General features: G+C 69.4%; 13 protein-coding genes. 8 read left to right on the top strand and 5 right to left on the bottom strand.

Translation table 11 applies throughout. The annotated features are described in order from the left end of the window. The first annotated feature begins 21 nt into the window (after positions 1 to 21). The 4 genes from LUX31_RS26830 to LUX31_RS37720 all read left to right on the top strand — a co-directional run bounded on the left by LUX31_RS26830 (position 22) and on the right by LUX31_RS37720 (position 3502). On the top strand, positions 22 to 1407 hold the full coding sequence (locus LUX31_RS26830; RefSeq protein WP_235477820.1) for a hypothetical protein: 1386 nt from the start codon (positions 22 to 24) through the stop codon (positions 1405 to 1407). 142 nt (positions 1408 to 1549) lie between these two features. Beyond that, positions 1550 to 2131, top strand: coding sequence for an HD domain-containing protein (locus LUX31_RS26825; RefSeq protein ID WP_235477819.1), 582 nt, complete (start codon positions 1550 to 1552; stop codon positions 2129 to 2131). A gap of 375 nt (positions 2132 to 2506) precedes the next feature. Continuing rightward, positions 2507 to 2854: a hypothetical protein gene (locus LUX31_RS37725; RefSeq protein ID WP_328285697.1), complete on the top strand. Its 348-nt coding sequence runs from the start codon at positions 2507 to 2509 to the stop codon at positions 2852 to 2854. A gap of 69 nt (positions 2855 to 2923) precedes the next feature. After that, complete coding sequence (locus LUX31_RS37720) at positions 2924 to 3502, top strand: hypothetical protein (protein WP_328285696.1); 579 nt, start codon at positions 2924 to 2926, stop codon at positions 3500 to 3502. 33 nt (positions 3503 to 3535) lie between these two features. Here the strand turns inward: LUX31_RS37720 and LUX31_RS26815 are convergent, their stop codons facing one another. Both LUX31_RS26815 and LUX31_RS26810 read right to left on the bottom strand, forming a co-directional pair. Next, a complete protein-coding gene (locus LUX31_RS26815) occupies positions 3536 to 3943 on the bottom strand; it encodes an SMI1/KNR4 family protein (protein WP_235477817.1) in 408 nt (135 codons plus the stop codon). Beyond that, the gene (locus tag LUX31_RS26810; protein ID WP_235477816.1) at positions 3940 to 12078 is read right to left on the bottom strand and encodes a ricin-type beta-trefoil lectin domain protein; all 8139 of its coding nucleotides are present in this window, start codon (positions 12076 to 12078) and stop codon (positions 3940 to 3942) included. The genes LUX31_RS26815 and LUX31_RS26810 overlap by 4 nt, the downstream gene beginning before the upstream one ends. Before the next feature lie 466 nt (positions 12079 to 12544). Here LUX31_RS26810 and LUX31_RS26805 point away from each other — a divergent pair, with 466 nt between their 5' ends. Then, positions 12545 to 16126, top strand: coding sequence for an FG-GAP-like repeat-containing protein (locus LUX31_RS26805; protein WP_235477814.1), 3582 nt, complete (start codon positions 12545 to 12547; stop codon positions 16124 to 16126). 69 nt (positions 16127 to 16195) lie between these two features. On the opposite strand, the gene LUX31_RS26800 is transcribed toward LUX31_RS26805, so the two are convergent. The 3 genes from LUX31_RS26800 to LUX31_RS26790 all read right to left on the bottom strand — a co-directional run bounded on the left by LUX31_RS26800 (position 16196) and on the right by LUX31_RS26790 (position 21132). Then, positions 16196 to 17665 (bottom strand): hypothetical protein, encoded by a 1470-nt coding sequence (locus LUX31_RS26800; protein WP_235477813.1) that lies wholly within the window; start codon positions 17663 to 17665, stop codon positions 16196 to 16198. A gap of 169 nt (positions 17666 to 17834) precedes the next feature. Further along, on the bottom strand, positions 17835 to 19709 hold the full coding sequence (locus tag LUX31_RS26795; RefSeq protein WP_235480066.1) for an ABC transporter ATP-binding protein: 1875 nt from the start codon (positions 19707 to 19709) through the stop codon (positions 17835 to 17837). 133 nt (positions 19710 to 19842) lie between these two features. Further along, positions 19843 to 21132: an MFS transporter gene (locus tag LUX31_RS26790; protein ID WP_235477812.1), complete on the bottom strand. Its 1290-nt coding sequence runs from the start codon at positions 21130 to 21132 to the stop codon at positions 19843 to 19845. An 81-nt stretch (positions 21133 to 21213) separates the two neighbouring features. On the opposite strand from LUX31_RS26790, the gene LUX31_RS26785 reads away from it, so the two are divergent. From LUX31_RS26785 to LUX31_RS26775, 3 genes are all read left to right on the top strand, one after another. Continuing rightward, positions 21214 to 22212, top strand: a complete 999-nt coding sequence (locus LUX31_RS26785) for an ArsR/SmtB family transcription factor (protein ID WP_235477811.1) — start codon at positions 21214 to 21216, stop codon at positions 22210 to 22212. Between the two features lie 9 nt (positions 22213 to 22221). Continuing rightward, positions 22222 to 22725, top strand: coding sequence for a glutathione peroxidase (locus LUX31_RS26780; protein WP_235477810.1), 504 nt, complete (start codon positions 22222 to 22224; stop codon positions 22723 to 22725). Between the two features lie 415 nt (positions 22726 to 23140). Beyond that, positions 23141 to 24943, top strand: coding sequence for a hypothetical protein (locus LUX31_RS26775; RefSeq protein WP_443046075.1), 1803 nt, complete (start codon positions 23141 to 23143; stop codon positions 24941 to 24943).

Genomic DNA, 24943 nt, shown 5'->3' with positions numbered 1-24943 from the left:
CAACTGCCGCACTCTGGACGGATGGACGGCGTGGACGGCGTGGACGGCATGGACGGCATGGACGGTGGCACAGACAGGGCTGCGGGGGCGGCCGTGTTGAAGGCGATGCGGCACCGGCGTGGTCTGTCGCTCGCCGGGCTCGCCCGCGCCCTGATCGGCATCGCCGACGACCTGCACCAACCCCGACTCCCGTGCATGGTCAACGTCCAGCGCTCAGCGGCCCGTTGGGAATCCACGAAGGCGCCGATGCCGGACGAGCGGTACCAGCTCCTCCTGGCGCATCTCTACGCCCGAACCCCCGGGGGCGGTCTCTCCCTGGGTGCGGGCTCCGACTTCGCCGAGTACCTGTACGCGCTCGGCCTCTTCGGGGAGAGCGAGCGCCGGATCGGTGAACTGCGCAGCCTCGTTGTCCGCACCGCGACCGACGACGGTGGCGGCATGCTCGCGCTTCTCGCCCCGGGTCTGCGAACCGGTCTCGCCACCGCGCTGGCAGACCCCGCGCAGGCGGACGACCGGACGGTCGCCGGGCTCGCGTCCGTCGTGTCCGACGTCAACGCCGAAGTGGGCTCGCTGCCGATGGTGCGTCTCCAACTCCTGCTCGCCCCCGCAGTGGAGGCGGCCCGCCGTCTTGTCGCCGGACCTACCCCCGAACCACTCCTCCCCCACCTGCGGGAAGTCATGGTGGCCGCGACAACTCTCGCCGGGCGGCTGGCCTTCGAGACCCGCGACGACACGGCGGCCCACGCCCTGTACGCGGAGGCCACCCGCGAGGCGAATCTGCTCGGCCAGCCGTGGCGACAGGCCGGCGTCCAGCTGAGCCACGCCCTGGTCACCCTCTACTCCGCGCGGGGCCTCGAAGGCGCGCGCCAACTCGTCGACGACGCGGTACGGGTGGCGGGGTCGGGCGACTCGGTCCTCGTACGGGCACGAGCACACGCCCTGCAAGCGGAGATCGCGGCCAGGGCCGGACAGGACCGTCAGGCACAGGGGGCGCTGGCACTGGCGTGGCACGACATCGAGGCCGACCACGCCGACGACCCCGCGCCGGCCTCGTTCACGGCCGCATACCTCCGTGGCTTCGAAGGCGTCTGCGAGTTGTACGTCGGTGATGCGGCGGTTGCACAGGATCGGTTCGCGCGCTCGGCGGCAGCACTTTCCGCGCCGCGCGAGCAGGTGCAGCGCGCGATCGTCCGGACCGACCAGGCGCTCGCCCGCATCCGCCTCGGGGAACCGAGGGCCGCCGCCGATCTGCTGCACGAGTGCGTGAGCGGGGCGACGGCGACGGCGACGGGCGGCCGGGTGCCCGCGATCCGGCTTGGGCGAGCGCGGCGGGAGCTACGGCCGTGGCGGCGGGAGGAGTGGGTGACCGACCTTGACGACCACCTCATGGACGTACTCGGGGCCTGACGGGATCCCGTGCCGGGCGGCGGCAGTTCAGGTGGCGTCGACGACAACTGTCGGCGGGGCGCTCGTGATGTTGGATGGCCCGAAGTTGAAGAGCATCCAGTCGACAATCTGCCTCGCCGAGGCATGAGAGAGGAGTCCGACGGTGGCTGAGGACCTGTCCGCGGTGGCGCGGTTCCTGTACGAGGCGGGCACGCTGAAGCAGACCAAGCGCACCGGGTGGTGGATGGCCGGCGTACGCGACCCCGAGTCGGTGGCCGAGCACTCCTGGCGTACCGCGCTGCTGGCGACGATCATCGCGAAGCTCGAAGGCGCCGACCCTGCGCAGGCGGCGCTTCTGGCGGTGTGGCACGACTCGCAGGAGACCCGTACCGGCGACGTGAACCACCTCGGCAAGAAGTACTCCTCGGACGCGGACCCACAGGCCGTCACCGCCGACCAAGTCGCGGGCATGCCCGAGGTGTTGGCCTCGGCGGTGCGGGAGATCGTCGCGGAGTACGAGGCCAAGGAGTCCCCGGAGGCGATCTGCGCCCGGGACGCCGACAAGCTGGAGTGCATGATCCAGGGGGTCGAGTACAAGGCCCAGGGGTACGAGAACGCGCAGCGGTGGATCGACAACAGCCGGGGGCGGCTCGTCACGAAGTCGGCCAATGAACTCGCCGACGCGGTGTTGGCGACGGGGTCTCTGGACTGGTTGCGGGCGGCGCTTGGGGAGAAGCGAAGCTGACGGGAGAAGCCCTCGGGGCTCGGAGTTCAGGGCCCGGGTTCCCGTGCCCGAGGTCGAGGCCCGCGCCATCCCCCTCCCCCCTCGCACCCGCAACTCAGCGAAGCCTGAGCCCCAAGCTCCAGGCGCCGAGATCCGAGCCCCTTTTGTATTAAATGGGCGGGAAGTTGAACCCACCCTCCCACCCTCCCCCGGTCTTGGCGCGGGCCGCGCCCGCGCCTCAACTGCCGCCCATACCAGCGGATGTGACTCTTCGTGACCGGCTTGCGACTTGCCGTGGTGACCGTCTAGCGTTCGCGGGAGCAAACAATCCCGGTCGGGTGCTACCAACACCCGCCGGGGTCTGACCGACAAGATCCCATGACATGGAGTGATCTCGTGGCTTACGACGACTTTATCGCTGCCCCGCCCGACCCCGCAGCCCATCCCCTGGCCAAACCCGGCTACGGCAAGCGCTCCGCGCCGGACCAGTCGCCGCCCCGGAAGGGCGACTTCGCCCATCTCCCGGCCCGCGCCGCCTACCTCGCGAGCCTGTTCGACCGGCTCTGCGAGAACGCGGCCATGGACGCCAAGACCATCGCCAAGGCACAGCCCCTCTACGGCCAGGCGGCCGTGCGCACCACCCTCAACGAACTCGGCGCGGCCGGGCATCTGCGTCGGGTGCGCAGCAAGGTCCCGTCCGGTGAGGGGGCGAGCGGCACCCGGTGGGTCTTCCACACCTACTGATCGCGTACCGCACGTGACAACGAATGGTGGGCCGACTTCCTGAAAGGTGACGCGGTCCCCGGGACGGCCATGGCGACCCCGGAGAAGACAGACGTTCAGAAGCCCCCGGCCGCAGACGAAGACCCGGAAGCCTCCGGCCACCTACCACCCCGGGACACCAACTCGCCGCGCCCCGACAGGGGTTCGGGCCCTTCCGCCGCGTACGACACCCTCGCCCGGCTCGGCCTCCAGGAGCCCCGTCTCGTTCTGTCCGCCGTTGACTGCGCGGCTCTGGAACAGCTGGCCGCCGACTGGATGACCCGGGGCGCGTCCCCCGAGCACCTCACCCACGCTCTCCTCGCCGGGCTTCCGGACCGCGTCCACTCGCCCCGGGCGTTCGTTCAGCGGCGGCTGCTCGACAAGATGCCGCCCGAGCGGGCTGTCGTACCGCCGACTCCCGGGCCCCGGCGCTCCCTGCTGATGGAGTGCACCGACTGTGGGGTGCCGGGGCGGCCGGAGGCGCTGCCCGGTGGGCTCTGCCGGGGGTGCCGTGGCCGGGACGGGAGCGAGACTGGAGGGATCGGGCAGTCGGCGCACCGACCCGATCCCACTGTGAGGGCCCGTGCGGCCCAGGTGCGTGCCGGGATCCGAACGCTTCAGCGTGCCTGAACCAACCGCCGACCATGTGCGACTGTTTGGCTCCTACGCGCCAAGTTCTGCCAGCAAGGCTTCAACGTTCGGAGCCACTTCGACCCAACCTGAGGGACCCAGATAGATCACTCGTGGGCTTCCTGGGCTGCCGCGATAGTCCAGCGCGATGGGCATGTCGGCACCGAGGTCGCCTACGAGAACCGCCTTAGCCGGAAGTACTCCGACGCTGGACTCCGAGACCTCTCCATAGACCTCGCCGGGAGAGGATGCCTGGAAGGTCACGTTCTGCCGGAGCATCGACGGCAGGTCGTAGAACATCGGCCCGTCCGGCTCGTCACCAAAGACTCGCCGGAGGGTCTCGACGTTCTTCGGACGGGTCCACCCGCCCTCGCGCACGGCATGCACGAGGGCTTCCGGCAGAACCAGTCCGCCTACCTCGACCGAGCTCTTCTCACTCATGTCCTTACCGACAGTCCAGTGATCCGCGCGACCTCATCCATGATCGCCTGACGGTGCTCCATGGGTGCGGGCCGATCACCGAAGTTCCTCACGTTCACACTCACAGAGTTCCACTTCATCAGGATTCCACCGTCCTCTTGCAGGATGGCAACGAATCCGACCGACCTTCTCGATCCGTTGAAGGCATTGTCATTGATCATGCCGTGCCCGCCGAAGCGGTCCACCAGAGCGTTCGGCCCTCCGCTGAGCGCCATGGCCACGCGACCGCTGTCCGGGTCGTAGACCCCGCTGAAACCGTCCCGGCCGTTGATGTTCATGGCCGCGCGATTGTGTTCCAACTGCTGGCCGGTCCGGATGACGTCGAGATCACAGTTGTGTACGAGGACCGGCATGGCACCTGCGAGCACGTAGTACGTGTGCAGGTCACTGACGCTGAGGTTGTGGACCGTGGCATCCAACGCGGTCCAGCGCTGGACCGCGGTGACCTGGACACGCGTACCGGCGCTGGTCCGGAGCCACTGGCCGGATTCAAGGTCGGTCGCGTTGGCCCACACACCGAGTTCGGCGACCCAGAAGGGGTGGCGGTCGGTCGCGGTGACCTCGGCCGTCTTCGAGCCATTCTTGCCGTCGATGTCGATGGTGACGGTCACCAGATGCTTGACGCCCTGGCCCTTGATCTCGGCGGTAACCGTCTCGACCCGCGTCTCTCCGGTCTCCGGGTCGGTCGCCAGCACCTTGTCGCCGGCCTCGACGTCCTTGATCGCCTTGGTGGAACCGTCGGCCATCAGAACCCGGGTGTCCGGTGTGAAGCTGTTCCTCAGGCAGCCTTCCTCCGTGTTACCACCAGAGCCTTCGCCCGAGCCGCCGTCGGAGTCCGACTTTCCGTCGGACCCGCCACCCGAGTCGTCCCGGCCCGAATCGCCTCGCTTCCCACCGGACTTGGACTCCGCGCGCCCTCCGCCGGACGACCCCTTCTGCTGGGCCGTCTTGCGGGCCTGGACCTGCGGCGCATTACCCCGCGCGCCCTTCGACCCGGTATGAGACTTCTTCTTCGCAGCCTCAGCCGCAGCCTTCGCTGCCGCTCTCGCCTTGCGTTTGGCTTCGGCCGCAGCCGCCTCTGCCGCCTTCTTCGCCTTGATCAGCGCGGCCTTGGCCGCCTTGGCCGCCTTCAGGCCGATTTCCGCGGCGGCCTTGGCCGCCTTCCACGCCTTCACCGCACTCAACGTGGCGTTGAAGGCCCGCCACATCTTCTTGCCCTTGGAGAAGACGCTCGTCCACGGAATCGCGTCCATCAGGAGACTGCCGCAGGCCCACAGGTCGCCCTGGGAGAAGCAGCCGACCACGTCGTTCCAGCCGATGAACTCCTTGAACACCGCCCAGCCGACCGACAGGATCACGTCGCCGATCGAGACCGACAGGGTGCGCTGGTACTCGGCGATCTGGCTCTCCAGCGCCGCGATCGACGCGTCGAAGCTCGATGCCGACGACGTCAGACCGGACGGGTCGGAGTGCGTGACTGGGTTGTTGTTCGCGTAGGAGTAGCCGTTCGCCTGGAGCGGGTCGCTCTCGTCCAGGACCGGGTCCGCCGAGATGAAGCGGCCGGTCGCCGGGTCGTACTCCCGCGCTCCGAGGTGAACCAGGCCCGCGGCCTTATCGTCGTCACCCGTCGCGAACGTCGTGCGTGAGCGCGCCGGGGTATACCCCTTGCGTTCCTCGCCCCACGGGTCCTTCTTGGTGATGCGCACCGCCTGGCCGCCGTCCAACCGGACCTCGGCCAGCGGGGTGCCGTTGTGGTCGACCGCCTGGGCGAACAGCTGCTCGCTGGATCCGGTCGCGGAGGACGCCTCGCGGTAGCGCGTCACCGTCGGGGCGCCGCCGTGGCCGTAGACGCGCTCGGCCGAGCGGAGCTTGCCCGAGACCGTCAGGGAGACAGTCGTGTCGGGCAGGTGCAGAACCGCACCGGAGGTCGAACGCTCCAGCACGCGGTTACCGAGGGCGTCGTACACGTACGTCGTCTTCGAGGCCGGCTTGAACACCTGACCGGTCGCGGACGCCGAGCAGGTCGCCAGGACCAGGTCGGTGCTGTTCGCGGTGGACGGGGCGTTCATGCACAGGGTGGTGCCCACGAGCTTGAGCAGACCCGTGTCCAGGGCCTGCCAGTGCTGTGTTGCCACTGTCTTGTCGCAGGGCTGGACCTGGACCGCCGCTCCCGCCGCCGCACTCGTCGGCTGGGCACAGGCGCCCGCGACGACGAACTGCCCGATGGTCTTGTCCTCGACCGTGCCGTTGTTGTCGGCGTCCAGCGCCTCAAGGCGGAAGTTCTGCGCCTTGGACGCGTTGCACACGTAGATCTGGATGATGCCGCCGGCTACGGGGTTGCCGCCCGCGAGGTCCATGCACATGTCGGACGTGCCCAGCCAAGGCCCGGAGCCATCCGGACCGAAGCCCGTCACCGACTCGATCTGCCCGTCCCACGTCCAGGTCAGGCCCTGCTCGGTGTCGCCGCCCGTGGTGCGGTTCGTCAGGTTGCCCGCCGCGTCGTACGTCTGCGTCGAGCGGGTCTTGACCTCGGCCCCGGCCGCCGTCTTGTACGTGGTGTCGTACGACGTCAGGGTGTGCGGCTGGTCGTTCTTGACCGTCGTGTCGTCGCTCTTGCCGTAGTTGTAGTCGGTGACCACGTCGTTCTTGGTGTCGACCACCCCGGACGTGACCGTCGGGTCCGCCTTGTGGACCGTCTTCGACTTCCGGTTGCCCAACACGTCGTACGTGTACGACTGCCAGTAACCGTCGTAGTTCGACGAGACATTGATGGTGCCGTCCGAATACACCGGCTCGGCCGTCGACTTGCCGGAGGCGGTGCAGGCTTTGCCGCTCGGAGTCGTCCATGCCGTCTTCAGCTGACCGAGCGTGTCGTACGTGAAGCACTGCTGGTCGGTGGTGGCCGTGGTGCCCGAGCCGAGCTTGTCCGCGACCGACAGGATATTGCCCGACGGGTCGTAGGAATAGGCGCGCGTGCTCACCGTGTGATCGGGGACGACGCCCGTGTCACCGATGTTTTCCCGGACGAGCTTGCTCGTGAGCAGTTCGCCGGTGGACTCGTCGAAAGAGTTGTCCTGCCAGACCCGGTGGCCGACCTCGCCCACCGTGGAGCGCATCACCTGGCCGTAGGGCGAGTAGGACGTCTCGGCGACGTACCAGTCCTGCCCGGAGACCGTGGTCGGCAGGCCGGCCTCGTTGTAGCGCGTGATGACGGACTCGGCGCTGAGGCCGCCCACCTCCGGGGAGGTGTACTTCTCCAGCTGACCGTCGTCGTTGTACGTGTAGTCGTACGTGTAGTTGGTCTTGAAGCCGTCCGCAGTCGTACCCGAGGTCGTGCCGTCGGGCAACGTCAGTGTCATCGACGTCGGCTGGTAGTCCGCCGTGTAGCCGGCGATCGACGTCTTGTACGCCTTGCCGCCGTCGTTGTAACGGGTGGCCGACGCCAGCTGGCCCTTGCCGCCGGGCGCCGAGTCGTACACGTACGACTGGACCGTCGTACCCGAAGTGGAGCCCGCCGGGGTCGACTTGATCTCCGACACCCGGTGGAAGCGCTCGTAGCTGTAGGTGACTGTCTGGCCGCGGCCGTCCTTCGCGGTGTCCACTCGGCCGTACGCGTCGTACGTCGTGTGCGTGGCTCCGGTGTCCGGGTCGGTACTGTCGGTTACCCGGCCAAGGGCGTCGTACGTCCAGGTGCGGAAGTGACCTGCCTCGTCCGTGGACTTGGTCATGTCGCCGCGCTGGTCGTACTCGTACGTCGTGCTGATCGCACCGGCCTCGGTCAGCGCCGTGTCGCTGTACGTGTCCTGCTGGACCGTGCGGCCCAACGTGTCCGTCCACACCCGGGAGCCGGGAGTGCCCTCAGGCTGGCGGACGATCGTGTAGTCGAGGCCGTACTGGTAGCGGGTGCGGCGGTCCGTGGTCTTCACCTTGGCGGTGCCGTCCTCGTACTCCAGGCCCGTCTGCGGGAAGGAGTGGTGGACGGGCGTGACGGTGAGGACGCGGCCCAGGCCGTCGTACGTGTAGGTGGTCGCGTTGGGGACGACCGACTCGGAGACGGGGACGATCAGGTCGGCGCCGGGGGCGCCCGCCATGTAGTAGGCGTTGCGGGTGAAGCTGACCTGGCCGGCCGCGTTGTGGAACGTGTCGGTGATCAGCTTGCCGCCGCCCACCGCCGGGGTCTGGGACTGCCGTTCACGGCCCAGACCGTCGTAGATCGCGGTGGAGGTGGTGTAGGTCGCGTCACCGGACGCGCTGCTGGGGTTGTCCTTCAGCGCCTCGGTGACCACTGATACCGGCTTGCCCTCGACCGTGTTGTACGTGTATCGCGCGTCGGGGTCGTCCGTGGCCGACTGGGTCGGGCCCCAGGCGGCCGTGGTGCGGCCCAGCGGGTCGTACGCGTACGACGTGACGCGGCTGTTGGGGTCCGTCGAAGTCAGCGTCGCGCCGCGGCCGGGCTCCACCTTGGTGGTGGTGATGAGGCCGGTTTCCGCACCACTGCTGTCAGCCTTGGTGCCATTGACCGTCTTGATCTCGTAGACCTGACCTGAGCCCGGCGTGTAGGCCGTGGTGTTCGTCAGCCCGGTCGGGTCGACGACCTTGGTCACCCGGCCGAACTCGTCGTACGTCGTACGCGACTCGGGGTTGGTGGTGTCCCAGCCCGTCCCCGGCCCCGTAGGCACCTCGGTCCGTGTCACCTGACCCTTGGTCGGCGTCGCGCCCAGGTCGGTGGAACCGTCGTAGTAGACACGCGAGCCGGTGACCATCGTCGAGGCCGTCGACGCCGACAGGTCCGTCGAGCAAGTGGTCGTACCGGTCGTCGTGACCGTCCTGTTGACCAGGCCGATCAGGAAGATGCCGTCCACGGCAGTCGAGTTGTTGTGCACGTACGACGTGCGCGTGCACGAGTCGTCCGTCGTCTTCGACGCCGCGTTGTCCCCGAACTCCCGAACCTCGGTCGGCAGACCGTACGTCGCGTCGTAGTCCGTCTCCGTCAGCACCGTCCGCAGCGTCGCCGAGTCGCCCGGCCGAGTGCCCGACGACTTGGTCACCGTCTTGACGGCACCCAGCGTCACGCGCTCCGACACCACATCCGGACCGTCCGTCCGATCCCGCGTAGCCAACCGCACCGGCGCATCCGGATAGTTGACCGTCCGCGACAACCAGTCCGCCGACGTCGACGCCCCCGAATCCGGATACGTCAGCGACTCCGCGACCATCCCCGCATACGCCTTGCGGTCATCCGCGATGTCCGCACCCGTGACGTCCTGGACCTTGAACGACCGCTTGACGTCGTCGCTCGAGTCCTTCGGTGTGCTGTCGTCCAGGACGTCATCGCTCATGCCCCGGAAGTAGCGCGTCACCGACTTCGACGCCACGCTCCCATCCGGTGCCGACGGGACGCCCGAGATCGTCGTGATCACCGGGTAGCCGCGCCAGTCGTCCCACGTGCGGGTCTTCGGGCGGGAGAACTCCGCCTGGTTCTTGGCCCAGAGGGCGCCTACCGTCTTGTTGGACGTGTCGGTGTCGTACTCGTACGTCGTCGTGACGTCCGTCGCGTCCGCCAGCTGCGGGTACTCCGTGATCGACTCGACCACGTACTTGTGGAACCACGAGATGCGGTTGTCGGTCAGTTCGCCGTCCGCGTGCCAGTAGGCCGGGTAGCAGCGCAGGGTGTTCTTGTCGACCGCCGGGAAGTCCGTGCCCGTGGCGCAGGCGCCCTCCGGTGCCTTGTACGTGACGTGGGTGCGGCCTCCGTACTCCGAGACCACGTCCTGGATGCGCAGGCGGCCGAAGAGGGGGTCGGTGTCGCCCGTTGCCTTCTTTACGCGGTTGGGCAGCACCAGTTTGTTGCGGCCGAAGATCACCGGGTTCAGGCGTTCCGTCGAACCGTCCACCGCGTAGCCGGTGCGGGTGATCGACTCGAGCCAGAGTGCGGTGTATTCACCGGTCAGGCCCCAGGGGAACGACTGGGCCAGGCTCCAGGAGTCCACCTTCGAGAGGGCTGTCGTGCCGTACGTCGAGTCGTCGATGCCGCAGGCGTTGCGGGAGCCCGTGTCGTCCGCCGAGTTGTACTCGGTGAGCTTCACGCCCTGCTCGCGCTGGGCGCACGCCGTCACCGTCGCCAGGCGCTTACGCGACCAGAACGTGGGGGCGTACGTCGAGCACTTCGTGTTCGTCTTGCAGGCGAGGTCCGCCGGGGTGTCGAACCACGGGCGGGTCAGGTACGACTGCTTGGAGTCGAAGCTCGTGTTGGAGCAGTCCCAGGTGTTGTCGCCGTCCTTCTCGAAGCAGCGCTCCTGGGCGGTGAACTTCATGCGGCCCAGCGGCTCGGCGGAGAAGAGGGCGTCCGCGCGCTGGCCGTAGTCGATGCGGGAGAGGTAGCCGGCGCGGTCGTACTCGACCGCCTTGGCTTCCTTGTTGTTCTTGGCGTAGGCGTTGGTCTCCTTGTGCCACCACAACGACATCGCGTTGTCGTTGAGGTCTACGACGTAGTCGAGCTGGAAGCGCCAGCCCTGGTCGCAGAAGGAGTCCTCGAACTTGGTGGCGTAGCACGGGTCGCTGCTGTGGTTACCCGCCACCGGCACGTTCAGGACCGACTTGGTCTCCTCCTTGCCGGAGGTCCAGCCCGGCAGGCGGTTCATGCCGAAGTAGTACTGGGTGCCGTCGCTGGTGGTGACCCGCCAGAACTCCCCGTTGTTGTCACCGTTGTTGGAGCTGGCGTCGGGGTCCTTGACGATGCGCTTGTAGTCCGCCGCGTCGAGGAGTTCCACTCGCGTGTTGTCGCCCCGGGAGGTCTTCCACACCTCGTCGTCATCGTCGTACACCAGCTCGGTCGTGGTGCCGTTCAGCGTCAGCACCGCGTTGTTGGAGCCCCAGCACTGGTCGCCGGTGAAGTGCTTGTCGTTGTTCGCGTCGGCCGTGTCCGCCGCGCAGCCCACGAACGTGCGAGTGATCGCGCCGGGGTTGTAGTCCCAGCCTTCGCCGATCCACGAGACCTGGTTGTTCGTTCCCGACGTACGGCCGTCCGAGGACTGGGAGTTGTAGCTCAGGGTTACGTTCGGGGACGGGCCGGACGGGACCTGCGGGCCCGCCATCGTGTACGCGTACGTGAAGGCGCCGGACGAGCCGCCCTGTGACCAGGTGCCCGCCGAGGACAGCGGGGTCGCGGCGAAGTCGCCGCCCGAGCCCGCGCCGTAGGAGGTGCCGACCAGCAGGCCGCCCGCCGAGTCGGCCACCTGCTGAACGCCGGTCGCGCTCTCACCGCGCCATACCGCCGAGTTGGCCGAGCCTTCGTCCGTGCTCGCGGCCGTGGAGGCGCTCGTCGACGTGGCCGTGGACACCGAGGCCAGGGCGGCGGTGTCGACGGTCAGGTTGAGCAGGGTCTCCTGGATGTCCTTGGTGGTGTCGGTGGAGTCGGACGTCTCGTCGGTCGCGGTGTCCTCGCCGGGGTCCGCCTCCGAGCCGGAGTCGTCGCCGCCCGCGTCGACCGAGACGGTCACCTCGTCGGTGGTGCGCTCGACCTCGGTGGTCACCGGGACGCCCGTGGAGCACTCCTCCAGTTCCGGCGTCGTCGCGTAGCAGGCCGGCATCAGGGCGAAGGACAGGCGGTCCAGCCACTGCGCGCTGTACGTCTCGGCGAAGCGGGTCGCGTCGATCTGGATGACCGCGTCACCGGTGGCGGTGTCGGGGGCGTCGATCTGGAGCATGACGCCCTGCGTACCGGCGGCCACCGCGTCGGCCTCGGGCTCGACCGTGACGTTCCAGGCGCCCTCGAGGGAGTCGGCCTGGGCCTGCGTCGCGCCGTCGGGTGCGGTGACACCGACGGTCAGCGTGCCGTCGGTGGAGGCGGCGACCGGCTTGGGCGTGCCGCCCGCGGTCACGTCGGCGACCGGGGCGGTCACGTCGACGGCCTCGGGGACCTGGACCACGGCCGCCGGGGCGTAGTCGGTCAGCTTCTCCAGCGCGGGCGCTTCGAGCTGCTCCAGCTTGTCGGTCTTGGTCTCGTCGACCGGGACGGCGTCCGTCGCCTGGAGCTCGTCCAGCTCGACCGTCGTACGGGCGTCGTTGTCGGGGCCGAACGCCACGGCGCCCTGCAACGAGGCGACGTTGAGGGCGAGGAAAACGGCGGCGACGACTCCTAGTCGCGCTCTTCGGCGGAACAGCCGATCACGTGAAGTTCTCTCCGTCAGCCAACCTTTGCCGCACCACGACAAGCCCCCACGCATGGCGGACCGACCTCTCCCCGTTTCCCCGTATCACCGTGCCGCACGCCATCCGAAAAACGTTCGGAGTGATGGCACACGGTGATCAATGACGGGATGAAATTGACCCCTCGTGAAGATCTGCGTCAAGGTCAGATAAGTTTGTGTTAGCTATGTCACGCCCCAAAAAGCGACAAAGAACAGCAAAGAATCTCCATACCCCACAGCCACTTACGCCTCTCCTACTTCTCGGCTTCACAGGGGTGTTGATCTCGCCGGGGTGGCTTGCACATACTCCACACGTCCAAAACGGGGGGTCGTGCGTTCAAGCCTGACCCAAGGACAGTGGGAGAAGGGTCCCTTGAGCGACCACGACAGTCATGACACTGCATCAGCACCCTCTGGCAGACGGGGAGTTCGACGCGGCGTCGCCGCCGCGATCGCCCTCGCGCTGCTCGCCGGCGGCGCCACCGTCCTGGCCCTGAGCGACGACGGGCCGGCCACGGAGAGGTCGCCCGCCGCGGGCGCGAAGGCCAAGGCGGCGAAGAGCGAGGTCAGCGCCGAGGACACGGCTCAGCAGAAGGCCCGTAAGACCGGCAAGAAGGTCGAAGTGGCCGCGCTGACCGACGAGTTCTCGCAGACCTTCGCCAATCCCGACGGCTCCTTCACCTACACGGCCTCCGTGGCGCCGGTGCGGGCGAAGAACGCCAAGGGCAAGTGGGCGCCGGTCGATGTCTCGCTGCGGGAGGGAAAGGCCGGCTGGACCACCGTCAACAGCCCCTATCCCGTGACTTTCGCGTCGGGGGACTCGAACTACAGCCTCGCCGCAGGTAAATCGAAGGTGAACGGCGCAGGCTTCTCTGGTAAAGCCGCAATCAATCGCGCGATCTTCACAACCTCCGCCCGAGAGAACGTCTCGCATTCCTCAGGTGAATTGCAGGTTAACGGCACGCATTCCGCCGACACCGTCGCCGATGACGCCGAGAACGCCTGGACCCCGCTCCTGACGATGTCCGCCGAGGGCCACGAGATCCAGGTCGAGTGGCCCGGCGGGCTCCCCGAGCCGGTCGTCGAGGACAACAGGGCGCTGTACGAGAACGTACTGCCCGACGTGGACCTGATGCTGACCGCGCGGGACACCGGGTACACCCATGTCCTGGTCATCCACACCCCCGAGGCCGCCGCCGCGCTGGCCGCCGACCCGCCCCGCTACCGCTTCACCTCGCCCACCCTCGCCTTCTCGCTCGACCCGTCCACCGACGTCGTGCACGGCAAGGACAAGGACGGCAACGAGGTCTCCGTCTCGCCCACCCCGTTCCTCTGGGACTCGGCGGGCACGCACGACACGGACACCCCGGCCGCCGACACGGACGCCGCCGCCGGCAGCAACGAGGACGCCGAGGACGTCGAGGGCTGGACCTCGGAGGTGGACGAGTCCGCCGAGGCCAACCCCGAGGAGAGCGCCGGGAGTTCGTCGGACGACTCCGCCTCCCAGCTCACCGGCGCGGACATCGACCCCGCCGCCTACGCCCTCCCGGCCGCCACCGCGAACGAGACCCTCGCGCTGCCCGCCGTGAACGGGCCCGGCGAGGGCGCGCACGCCACCACCGCGGGGGCCTCCCTGAACCAGGTCAGCCGCGTCCTGACCATCGACCCGCCGAGCGAGTACCTCGACCGGACCGGCGCCAAGGCCCCCGTGTACCCGCTGTTCCTGGACCCGTCCACCACCGCGACCCGGTCCAACTGGACCACCGTCTACAAGAAGTACCCCAGCTCCAGCTTCTACGACGGCGCCAACTACAACCAGGACACCAAGGAAGCCCGCGTCGGCTTCGAGCGGGACACCTGGGGCACCGCCCGGTCCCTCTTCAAGCTCAAGCTCCAGAAGGCCATCAAGGGCGCCGACGTCTCCAGCGCCACCCTGAAGATCCTGGAGACCCACTCCTGGTCGTGCAGCAAGCGCACGATGCAGGTGTGGCGCACCGGCACCTTCTCCAGCTCCACCACCTGGAACAAGCAGCCCAGTTGGAGCCGGAAGATCACCTCGAAGTCGTTCGCGTACGGCTGGAAGTCCAACAGCTCCTGCCCCGACACGAACGTCAACTTCACCGTGACCTCGCTGGCCCAGGAGGCCGCGGACAACGGCTGGACCTCCTTCAACATCGGTCTGGTGGCCTCGACTTCGTCCTCCGCGCCGACCGGTTCGGCGTCGAGCCTGGAGACGGACACGTACTCCTGGAAGAAGTTCAAGGCCGAGGGCGAGGGCTCGCCGTCGGTGGCCATCACCTACAACCGCAAGCCGGGCCTGCCGACCTCGGTCACCATGAGCCCCGGCGGCTGCGACACCAGCGACCGGCCCTTCATCAGCCTGGGCAAGACCGTTCCGACCATCCAGGCCAAGGCCACCGACCCCGACAGCGACCTGGCGAAGCTGGAGTTCGAGGTCTGGCGCGAGGGGTCGTACGACACCACCCACAAGTACTTCTCCGACGCGGTGGACGACGGTGAGACCGCCTCGGTCAAGCTCGACTCCACCAAGTTCACGCTGTCCAACGGCTACAACTACGTGTGGCGGGTGCGGTCCTGGGACGCGAAGGTCAGCAGCGCCTGGTCGCCCACGAGCGGCGCCGGGCTGTGCCGCTTCGCCTACGACAGCGACCTGCCCGACTCACCCACCAACGTCACCTCGACGCAGTTCCCCGCCGACAACAACAACGACAGCAACGGCGAGGTCTGGTCCACCGTCAAGTTCGGCACCGCCGGTGACTTCACCTTCACCAAGGGCGCCGACAGCGACATCGTGAAGTTCATCTTCTCCGTCAACAACACCACCTACAACTACTACGCCTGCGCGGGCACCAAGCAGGGCACGGGCGCGGCCACCTGCACCACCGCCATCACCTCGACGGAGAACTACACCGGGTTCCAGCCCCCCGCGGCCGGCCCCAACACCCTCTACGTCAAGGCCGTCGACTCGGCGGGCAACATCTCGCCGAACCCGTACAAGCACAGCTTCTACGTCACCCCGCGCCCGACCGCCGACGCCCCCGGCGACCTCAACGGCGACGGTGCCCCCGACTACGCCCACCTCACCGCCGCCGGAAACCTCTGGATCAACACCACTGACCAGAACGGCGCGTGGATCGTCAGCTCCTGGGGCCAGCACGACGACGGAGAGCTGCTCCGGGACGACGGCACCGCCCCGCACCTGTGGAACGGCGACAGCACGAACCCCGTGTACTCGCTGGTGACCCACAACGGCGACTTCGCACCCGGCGACGGCGTCACCGACTGGGTCGTGCGCACCCCCGACAACCGGGTGTTCATCTATGCCGGTGACGGCTACGGCGCCGTCAACGTCAACGAGCGCGTCGAGGTACGGCTGCCCGCCAACATGCCGGCCCCGTCCACCTGGTCCGAGATCAAGTCGGCGGGCGACCTCACCGGCGACGGCCAGCCCGAGCTGTTCGTCGCGGGTGGCGTGGGCGGCGGCGAGCTGTGGATCCTCTCCGGCTACACGGGCGGCGCCTTCACCACCGCCACCCAGCACACCACCACCTCCTGGGAGGGCCGCGACTTCGTGGCCATCGCCGACTACAACGGTGACAAGGCGATGGACATGACGTACCGGACCGCGGCGGGCAACATCGTGCTGCGCAAGGGCATCCTCGGCAGCGACGGGGTGAGCACGGTCCTCACCAGCCTGGGTACGTCGGGCGGCAGCCTGGACGGCGACGACGTCTACGGCGCCACCACGTACACGGTCGCCAACTACCCGCTGGTGTACGGCACTCCGGACATCTCCGGCGACGGCATCCCCGACATGCTGGCGACCAACACCGCCGGCGCCCTGCTCATGTACACGGGCTCCGCCACCGCCATCAACGCGACGCCGACGACGCTGAAGTCCAGCGGATACGACACGGTGAGGCAACTGGGCTGACCCCAGGGGCACATGACAGAGGGGCCCTTCCTGCCCGGTACCGGGCAGGAAGGGCCCCTCTGTCATGTGTCAGGCAGCCGGTGTCGCCGACGCGTTCGAGGCCGTCGCCTCGCCCTTCGCCAACGGCCACTCCTCGTGCAACTCCCCCAGGGGAATCCGGTGCTGGAAGATCGGCGTACCGAAGATGGTCAGCTGGATCTGGAGGGCGCCGGAGAGATCCACGCCCCCGAACAGCGCCCAGGAACCGCTCGCCGACCCCGTCCCGTCGCTCGACCCCTCGGCCACCGCGTCCGCCTCCACGCGGAGATACGGGGCGAGGTCGGCGCTGACACCGACGGTGCCGTACAGACCGATCGACGCCTCGGCGCCCAACGACGCCTTGACGTCACCGGTCGCCGTGACGCTCACGTCCAGCGGCGTCCCGGTCATCGCGGACTCGCTGACCGGCGTCCAGCCCTTGCTCCAGGAGAAGCTGCCGCCGACGCGGAAGTCGCCCTTGAGGTCCTGCTCGACGTCGACGGTCACCGTGCCGTCGGCCGCGACCTGGAAGTAGCAGACCAGGTCGAGGTTGACGACGATCGGGACCGGGCCCGCCTGGATGACGGGGTCGGCGTGCAGCTGCGCGAAGGGGATGCGCAGCGGCTTGCCGTCGGTCGTGGTGGTCCCGGCCGCGCGGCCCTTCAGCGACCACTGCGAGGCCCAGTCACCGGTCAGCCCGAGGAACGCGCCGCCGGGCGCGGAGCCGGTCCCGCTGCCGGAACCGTCGTACGAGAAGGCGACCTCGGGCGCGAGCTGGACGAAGCCCTCCACGGAGGCCGCCGCCGAGGCGGGAGCGCCCTCGGCGGTGGCGATCGCGGCACCCACGTCGATACGCAGGCTGCCCAGCGGCAGCTTGGCGCCCTCGGGGCCGAAGGTGAGGTCGCCGGTCTTCGCCCAGGAGACCTTCACACCCTCGACGAGCGGCTCGACCTCGATGGCGGCCGGGTCGACCGGAACCTCACCCTCGGCCTTCGACTCACCGAGTACGGAGCTGAGTTCGGCGGCCTTGGTGACGACCTCCGTACCACCGCTCGCGTCCTCGCCGACGACTTTCGTGACCTCGGCCAGCAGACCGTCGGGCGCACCGGGGGCGGGCGCACTGGCGATGACGTCGCCGACGGCGACGGGCGCGGGCGTCTCCGACGTGGGAGACGAGGACGGGGTGGCGGTGCCGTCGGCCGGGGCGGTCACCGACTTGGCGGTGATGACCGCCCGCCCGCTCTTCTTGTTGTACGAAGCGACCTTGAGCGACGACTTCTGCGCCGAGCCGCCTGTTTCGGTGGTGTCCTGGGTGGCCAGGGCGGTCGGTGCGGACTTGCCCAACGGGGCCTGTACGACGGCGAGTTGGTCCGGCCTGGAGGTGGCGGCGGGGGTCTCGGCCGCAGCCGCAGCCGCTCCCGCGTTGCCGGTCTCCGTCGACGAGCTTGCGGAGCAACCGGTGGCGAGCAGGGCGGCGACGGTGACGGACGCCAGTAAGGCATGTCTGGTGAGCTTGTGCACGCGTGGGGGTCCTCGGGATCGAGTTGATCGAACTGGGGGACGGGGCACGGGGGTTGAGGTGGAACATGAATAGTTACCCCTCAGTAGCCACGCATGAGCATGCCAGCACCGCGCACCCCGCGAGGCACGCTTCCTTCACTTTCTTCACATCACACGCTCGTGATGTGGATCACTCCCCGGCTCGCTGTTCTCCGTCGAGGCGGTACTGCTCCGACTGCACCAGATACATCCGCCGGAACAGCCCCGGCCCCTTCCCTTCGGCCCTCATCAGGTCGTCGAACGTGCCGTGTTCGGCGACCCGGCCCCGTTCCAGGACGTAGATCTCGTCCGCGTGCCGGACGCTGTGCAGCCGGTGGGTGATCAGGATGATCGTCTGGCCCGCCGCGGCGAGGCTGCGGATCTGGTCGAAGACGCGCTGCTCGGTCTCCGCGTCCAGGGCGCTGGTCGGTTCGTCGACGACGAGGATGCGGGCGTCGCGGTGCCGGGCGCGGGCGATGCCGAGGCGCTGCCACTGGCCGCCGGAGATCTGGTGCCCGCCCTTGTAGCCACGGGCGAGGAGGGTGTCCCAGCCCCGGGGCAGCGCGGCGATGGTCTCGTCGGCGCCCGCGTACTCGGCGGCGGCGTGCAGGAGTTCGTCCTCGTGCGGGGCGTCGGGGCGGCCGATGGCGATGTTGACGCGGGCCGTGAAGGGCCAGCGGTAGAAGTCCTGGGCGACGACCGCGATCCGGTCGAAGAGGTCGGTGCGGTCCAGCTCGGTGGAGTCGAGCCCGTCCCAGAGGATGCGGCCGGTGTCGGGCGCGTACAGCCCGCACAGCAGCTTGGCCAGCGTCGACTTCCCGCTGCCGTTGTTGCCGACCAGCGCGACGATCCGGCCGGTCGGGATGGTGACGTTCACGGCGTCGAGGGCGGGTTCGGTGGCCGTGCCCGGGTAGGTGAAGGAAACGTTCTCGAAGCGGATGGCGTCGACGTGGGCGGGCAATGGCCGACCCGTCTCGGGGATGAGCCGGCGGTCCGCCTCCTGGCACAACCGCTCCAGATCAGCCACGAACAGGCTTTCCTCGTAGAGGTAGTTGAGCTGGACGACGAGCGCCTCCAGGTTGGCGGACCCGGTCCGGATGGCGATGACGGCCGTACCGGCGACGGCCAGATCCATGGCCCCGGTCCACAGCAGCAGCCCGAGCACGCCGTACGCACCGGCGGTCGCGATACCCGTCCACCCGGAGGCGATCAGCCCGGTACGGGCGGCCAGCGAGGCGAGCCGGGTCTGTTCCCGCTCCCCCGTCTCGGCCATGGTCCGGAAGTGCCGCAGCAGAAACGGCCCGATGTTGTGCACCCGCACCTCGGGCGCGGCCTGCGTGTCGATCAGCAGCCGCCCCAACAGCTGCCCCGCGCGGGCGTGTTGGACCCAGGTGTGAAAGGAGACGTACCGCCGACGGGCGATGGTGAGCGCGCTCCACGCACTGGGCAGGGTCATCAGCGCGAGGAGGGGCAGCAGGGCCGGATGCAGCACGGTGAGCACACCGGCGGCGGCGATCAGCGCGATGGTCGCGGTCATGACGGACGTACAGAACCGGATCATGCGCCGCGCGGACTCGGCCCCCCACTGAGCGGAGTCGAGCAGTTTATGAAACTCCTCGTCCTCGACGGCGGCCAGCTCCACCCGGGCCACCCGCTCCAGATACTCCTCGGTCGCCACCCGGAACACCTTGGGCTCAAGGCGCCCGGTCCCGGCGGTGGACGCGGACCGCAACAGCGCCCCGACGAGCGCGGCGACCGCGACGACGACCAGCGCCGGTACGGCGTCCCGCAGCCGGTCGGTGGTGGCGCCGCCGCCGAGCAGCTGGGCGAGCACCCGGTTGACGGCCACGAGCCCGACGGCCTGCGCCACTCCCCCGCCCAACTCGGCGACGGCGACCGTACGCAGAGCGCGCGGGTCGGCGCGGTGGGCGAGCCGGACGGTGGCGCCGATCAGCCGGGGCATCCGCCCGACCATGGTCCGCAGCCCCAGCTCCAGAAAGGACCCCTGGTGCTGGTTGAACCCCATGTCATACCGCAACGGCCCCCCGAACAAGAGCCGTTCGGACTCGGAGACACCGTCGTCGGTGCCGGATTCCCCCTCGGTCGCCTGCTCCGCCTGCTCCGCCTGCTCCGCCTGCTCCGACTTCTTCGTACGTTCGTCACGCGTCGTCATCCGGGTGGGTCCCCCTTGGCGAGCCGGTCGAGTCGCGCCCACGCGGCCCAGGCGCGTAGGTCACGCCCATCCCTTCCCGCGCCGCGGGCGTGGCGCACTCGTTCTCGGCCCTGCCGTGCTCCGCGCGCCGTCCCGCCACCACCAGCCCCACCGTCACGCACACCGACCCCGCCGCCATCACCGTCATCGCCGCGCCTGGGGAGGTGAGTTGGGCGATCGTGCCCGCCAGGGCCGCGCTCACGCCCTGCATCGTGAGCATGCCGGCGGAGTGCAACCCGAGGGCGTGGCCGGAGAGTTCGGGCGGGGTGAGGGACATGAGGCGTTCCTGCTGGACGAGGCTGGCGCCGTAGCCGACCGAGGCCACGCAGACCGTCAGCGCGGCCACCCACACCCCGGGGCCGAAGGCGAAGAGCAGGTTCGGCACGGCCAGCAACAGGAGGAGGGGCACGGCCAGTTGACGCCGCAACCGGGGTGGCACGAACCGGCCGATCGTCACGTCCCCGATCAGCATGCCGAGGGCCGCGCAGGCGAAGAGGGTGCCCGCGGATTCGGGGTCGTAGGAGACGTACAGGGACTCGACGCCGACGACCAGGCCGTTGGGGATCCAGAGGCCGAGGTAGGTGAGGCGGCGGGGGCGTACCGACCACAACTGGGCGTTCGTACGCCAGGTTTGGGCGATGGACGGGCGGCCGGAGAGACGGGGCGGGCGGCGGGTCAGGCCCAGGCGGGTCACCAGGGCGCCTGCCAGGTAGAGGGCCGCGGAGGTGAGGAGTGTGGTGCGCGGAGAGAGGGTCGCCACCAGGACGCCGCCCGTCGCGAAACCCGCGATCTGCATCAGCCCGTTGGACATGTTGAAGACCGAACGCCCCAGCAGATAGCCCTCCTTGGCCAGGATCTCGTTCAGCAGGCCCCAGCCGACACCCGCCCCCAGCGACGCGATCAGCCCCATGACGAACAGCAGGGCGAAGAGCGCGCCGATCGGCAGGCCCGGGGTCGCCATCGCCGCCGTACCGAGGGCGAAGGCCAGCGCGATGCCCGTCAGCGTCGCGCGCGGGGGCAGGCGGTCGGAGGCCGAGAGGAGGGTCGTCGCGCCCACCACCTGGGCGAGTTGGGGGCCGAACATGCTCAGCGCGGAGAGCAGGGGCGAGCCGGTGGCGCGGTAGGTGAGGGTGGCGAGGGCCAGGCCGCCGATCGTCGAGGCGGCCGTCCTGAGGGCCGTGGAGAGGAAGAGCGGCGTGAACTCGGGGGTGCGGAACAGGGCGGAGTAGCTGCGCATGCGGGGAGTCTGCGAGGGTCGCCCGGTCCTCGTTATTCTTTCGCGCACACGCGAAACATCGATCCGGGGGCGGGCGCGGACATGGGCTGGTGGCAGGTCGACGCCGACACCCTGGCCCGCAGCCGGTTCGTCATCTCGCCCCTCGCCGAGACCTTCGCGAGCCTCCGGCTGCTGCAGGCCGGGACGGCCTCGCACCCCGGCGAGCGCACCTGGCTGACCGCCCACCTCCCCGCGTACCGCCACCGGCTCGCGCACGACCCCACCACCGCCCTCCTCGTCCGCGCCGGCCTCGGCCACACCTGGACCGCCGACTTCCTCACCCCGACTCCCCGGTACGGCGAGACGTTCGAGGAGGCCGTCACCCGTATCCGTACGGTCGCCCCCTCCCTCGCCCGTGACCACCTCACCCGCTCCCACCCCGGCCCGCTCCCCGCCGCCCTCGCCGACCGCGACGACCTCCCGGAACGCGCGGCGGCTCTCCTCACCCACATATGGGAGGACGCCGTACGCCCGTACTGGGACCGAAGACGCCGGATCCTCGAAGCCGACGTGGTCGCGCGGACCGCTCGGGTCGGTCAGGTCGGCTGGGCAGCCGTACTGGACGCGCTGCGGCCCGGTACGCGCTGGCTCGGCGGCGACCGGCTGCAGATCAACCTGTACGCGAACCCGCCCCGCGAGATCGCCGGCGCCGAGCTGGTCTTCGTACCCGTGACTCCGAAGGCGGGGTGGGTGGCGTGGGAGGAGCCGGAGCGGTACGCCGTCATCTACCCCTGCGCGGGGGCGCTGGCCGAGCACCGCGGCGGGCGTACGGCGCCGCCCGCGGCCCTCGGGGCACTCCTCGGACCGGGCCGCGCCGCCGTGCTCGTCCTCCTCCACTCGCCCCACAGCACCACCCAGCTGACCGCCGTGACCGGACAGGCGCTCGGCTCAGTCGGGCGGCATCTGCGGGTGCTGCTCGACGCCGGGCTGGTGGAGCGGCGGCGGGCGGGGCGGTCGGTGCTGTACTCGCGTTCGGCGGCCGGTGAGGTCTTGGTCACGGCTTCGGGGGCGGGAGCCGCGACCGACAACTACCGGAGCTAGCATCCGCTTATGACCACAGATGCCAGTTCTTCCCCCCTCAACGTCGAGATCGGTGCCCTCACGGGCGGTTCCGCGGACCTCGCCCAGTACGCGGGCAAGGCCGTCCTCATCGTCAACGTCGCCTCCAAGTGCGGGCTGACCCCGCAGTACGCGGGCCTGGAGAAGCTCCAGGAGCGGTACGCCGCGCAGGGCTTCACCGTGCTCGGGGTGCCCTGCAACCAGTTCATGGGCCAGGAGCCCGGCAGCTCCGAGGAGATCGCCGAGTTCTGCTCGGCGACGTACGGCGTGACCTTCCCGATGACCGAGAAGGTCGAGGTCAACGGGGACGCCCGGCACACCCTCTACGACCGCCTGGTGGGCTTCGCCGACGGCGAGGGCCACACCGGCGACATCCGCTGGAACTTCGAGAAGTTCCTCGTCGGCCGCGACGGCCAGGTCGTCGCCCGCTTCTCCCCGCAGACCGAGCCGGAGACGGCGGAACTGGTGGGCGCCCTGGAGAAGGCCCTCGGCTGACCCGGTTCCGACCGGGCGGCTCGTGCACAAGGAGGGGGCGGGGCCGGACGACGCGGTGGGCGACATCGCGTTCGCCATCGGGTCCTGAGGTTCCTCTACTGATTGTCCTGAAGGGCGCGGCCGGAATTATCCGGTCGCGCCCTTCCTGGAACCGTCTCAAGCTGATGGGGCTCTATTCCGTCATGCCCCGGTCACCACCTGGTCACATGGGGCCGTGTCAGCCAACTCACGGGGGACGGTTAGCGTCTACCTCGGAAAGACCTCCACAGGACAGACACCCGCCAGTCACGTGCGCGCGCCCGAGCCGAACCGAAACGGAATTGCAGTGGCCTTTGCCGAGCTGACCCCACGCAGACCTGCCTTGCGCGCCGACAAGCCCACGCAGGCACGTGGGGTGTGGCACGAGCGGCACCGGGTGGCCCTGACGGTGACCGCCTGTGCGGTGCCGCTGTACTTCGTGTGGTGGGCGGTCTTCGCGACCGGCGGCGGCGATCTGGCCGCCCAGGTGGCGTGGGCCGAGTTCGCGAAGATGTACCCGGGCTCCGCATACAACCTGTTCTGGTACGGCGGTCTGCACGCGGCCAACTACAGCCTGATGTCCCCGTATCTGATGGCCGCCATAGGGGTCGTCGCGACCACCATGCTGTCCGGGGTCACGGCCACTGTCCTCGGCGCGGAACTCGTCGCGCGCACGGGCGTGCGCAAGCCGATGTGGCCGGCGATGGCGGTCGGCTTCTCGCTGTGGTGCCAGGTGATCTCGGGGCGCTCGACGTTCGTGCTGGGCACCGCCTTCGGCATGGCGGCCGTGCTCGCGGTGGTGAGCGGGCGCAGCGCCCGGCATCTCGGCGCCGCCGCGCTGTGCGCGACGCTGGCCACCACCGGCAGCCCGGTCGCCGGCCTGTTCGTCCTCGTCGTCGGCGCCGCCTACTTCCTGTCCCGCGACTGGGGCCGGGCCGCGGCCCTGCTGGTGCCCCCGGTGGCGGTCGTGGGCGTGACGACGCTGCTGTTCCCGTTCGAGGGCGAGCAGCCGATGCCGTTCGCCCGTATATGGCCGCCGGTCGTGCTGTGCGTGATCGTCGTGCTCACGGCCCCGCGCGTCTGGCGCACCCTGCGGCTCGGCGCCGCGGTGTACGCGCTCGGCGTGGTCCTCTGCTATCTGATCCCGACCCCGATCGGTACGAACGTCGAGCGGCTCTCGGAGCTGGCGGCCCCGGCGACCCTGCTCGCGATCATGATGTACCGCACGGAGAAGCGAGCGGGCGAGGAGCCCGTGGGGGAGCGGGACGGGCAGGCGGACGGGGGCGCCGTCCCGGCCGCCACCGACACTCCCCGGCCGACGCTCCTTCCCCGGTTCACGGCCCGGGTGCCGCTCCCCCTCCCCTGGTTCACGTCCCGGCGGCGCATGGTGGCGCTCGGGCTCGCCATGGCGGTCGCCGTGAGCTGGCTGTCCGGCAAGACGATCGCCGACATCGTCACCAACACCTCGGTGCCGGAGTGGGCCGTGAAGACGGACGGTGTCGTGAACGAGCTGAAGCGGCTGGGCGCCGAGGAGACGCGCGTCGAGGTCGTCCCGGCCCGCGACCACCGCGAGGCCGCCATCCTCGCGCCGTACATCAACATGGCCCGCGGCTGGAACCGGCAGGCGGACGTCGAGCGGGGCCGGCTCTTCTACGAGGGCCACGGCGGCACCGAGGAGCCCGAGGGCGGCTTCTCCGCCTCCGCCTACAAGGCCTGGCTCTCCCAGTGGGCGGTGGGCTTCGTCGTCCTCGTCAACGGCGAACCGGACGGCCCGGCGAAGCTGGAACACGCGCTGGTGTCCAGCGGGCCGAGCTATCTCCAGCCGGTCTGGGAGGACGCCAACTGGAAGATCTACCGGGTCAAGAACGCGACCCCGCTGGTCGACAAGCCCGCCTCCGTGGTCAGCGCCGACGGCGCCAACCTCGTCGTCCGGATGCCGAAGGCCGGCAAGGTGACCGTACGGATCGCGTACTCGCCCTGGCTGTGGGCGGAGAACGGCTGTCTGACGGACGAGGGCGAGTTCACCAGGCTGACCGTCGAGCGGCCCGGCGACATCCGGATCAGCTCCGCGTACGGCGGGCCGTCCCAGGACACGACGATGGAGTGCGAGGCCGTGGAGAAGGCCCACGAGAAGGAGAAGGAAGAGCAGGAAAGGAAGAAGAAGGAGCTGGAGGAGGAGCTGGAGGAGGAGAACAACTGA

Source organism: Streptomyces sp. GQFP (assembly GCF_021545335.1).
Classification (GTDB): Bacteria; Actinomycetota; Actinomycetes; order Streptomycetales; family Streptomycetaceae; genus Streptomyces.
The sequence above is the reverse complement of the archived record's forward strand: the minus strand, read 5'-3'. Positions and strand labels throughout refer to the sequence as shown.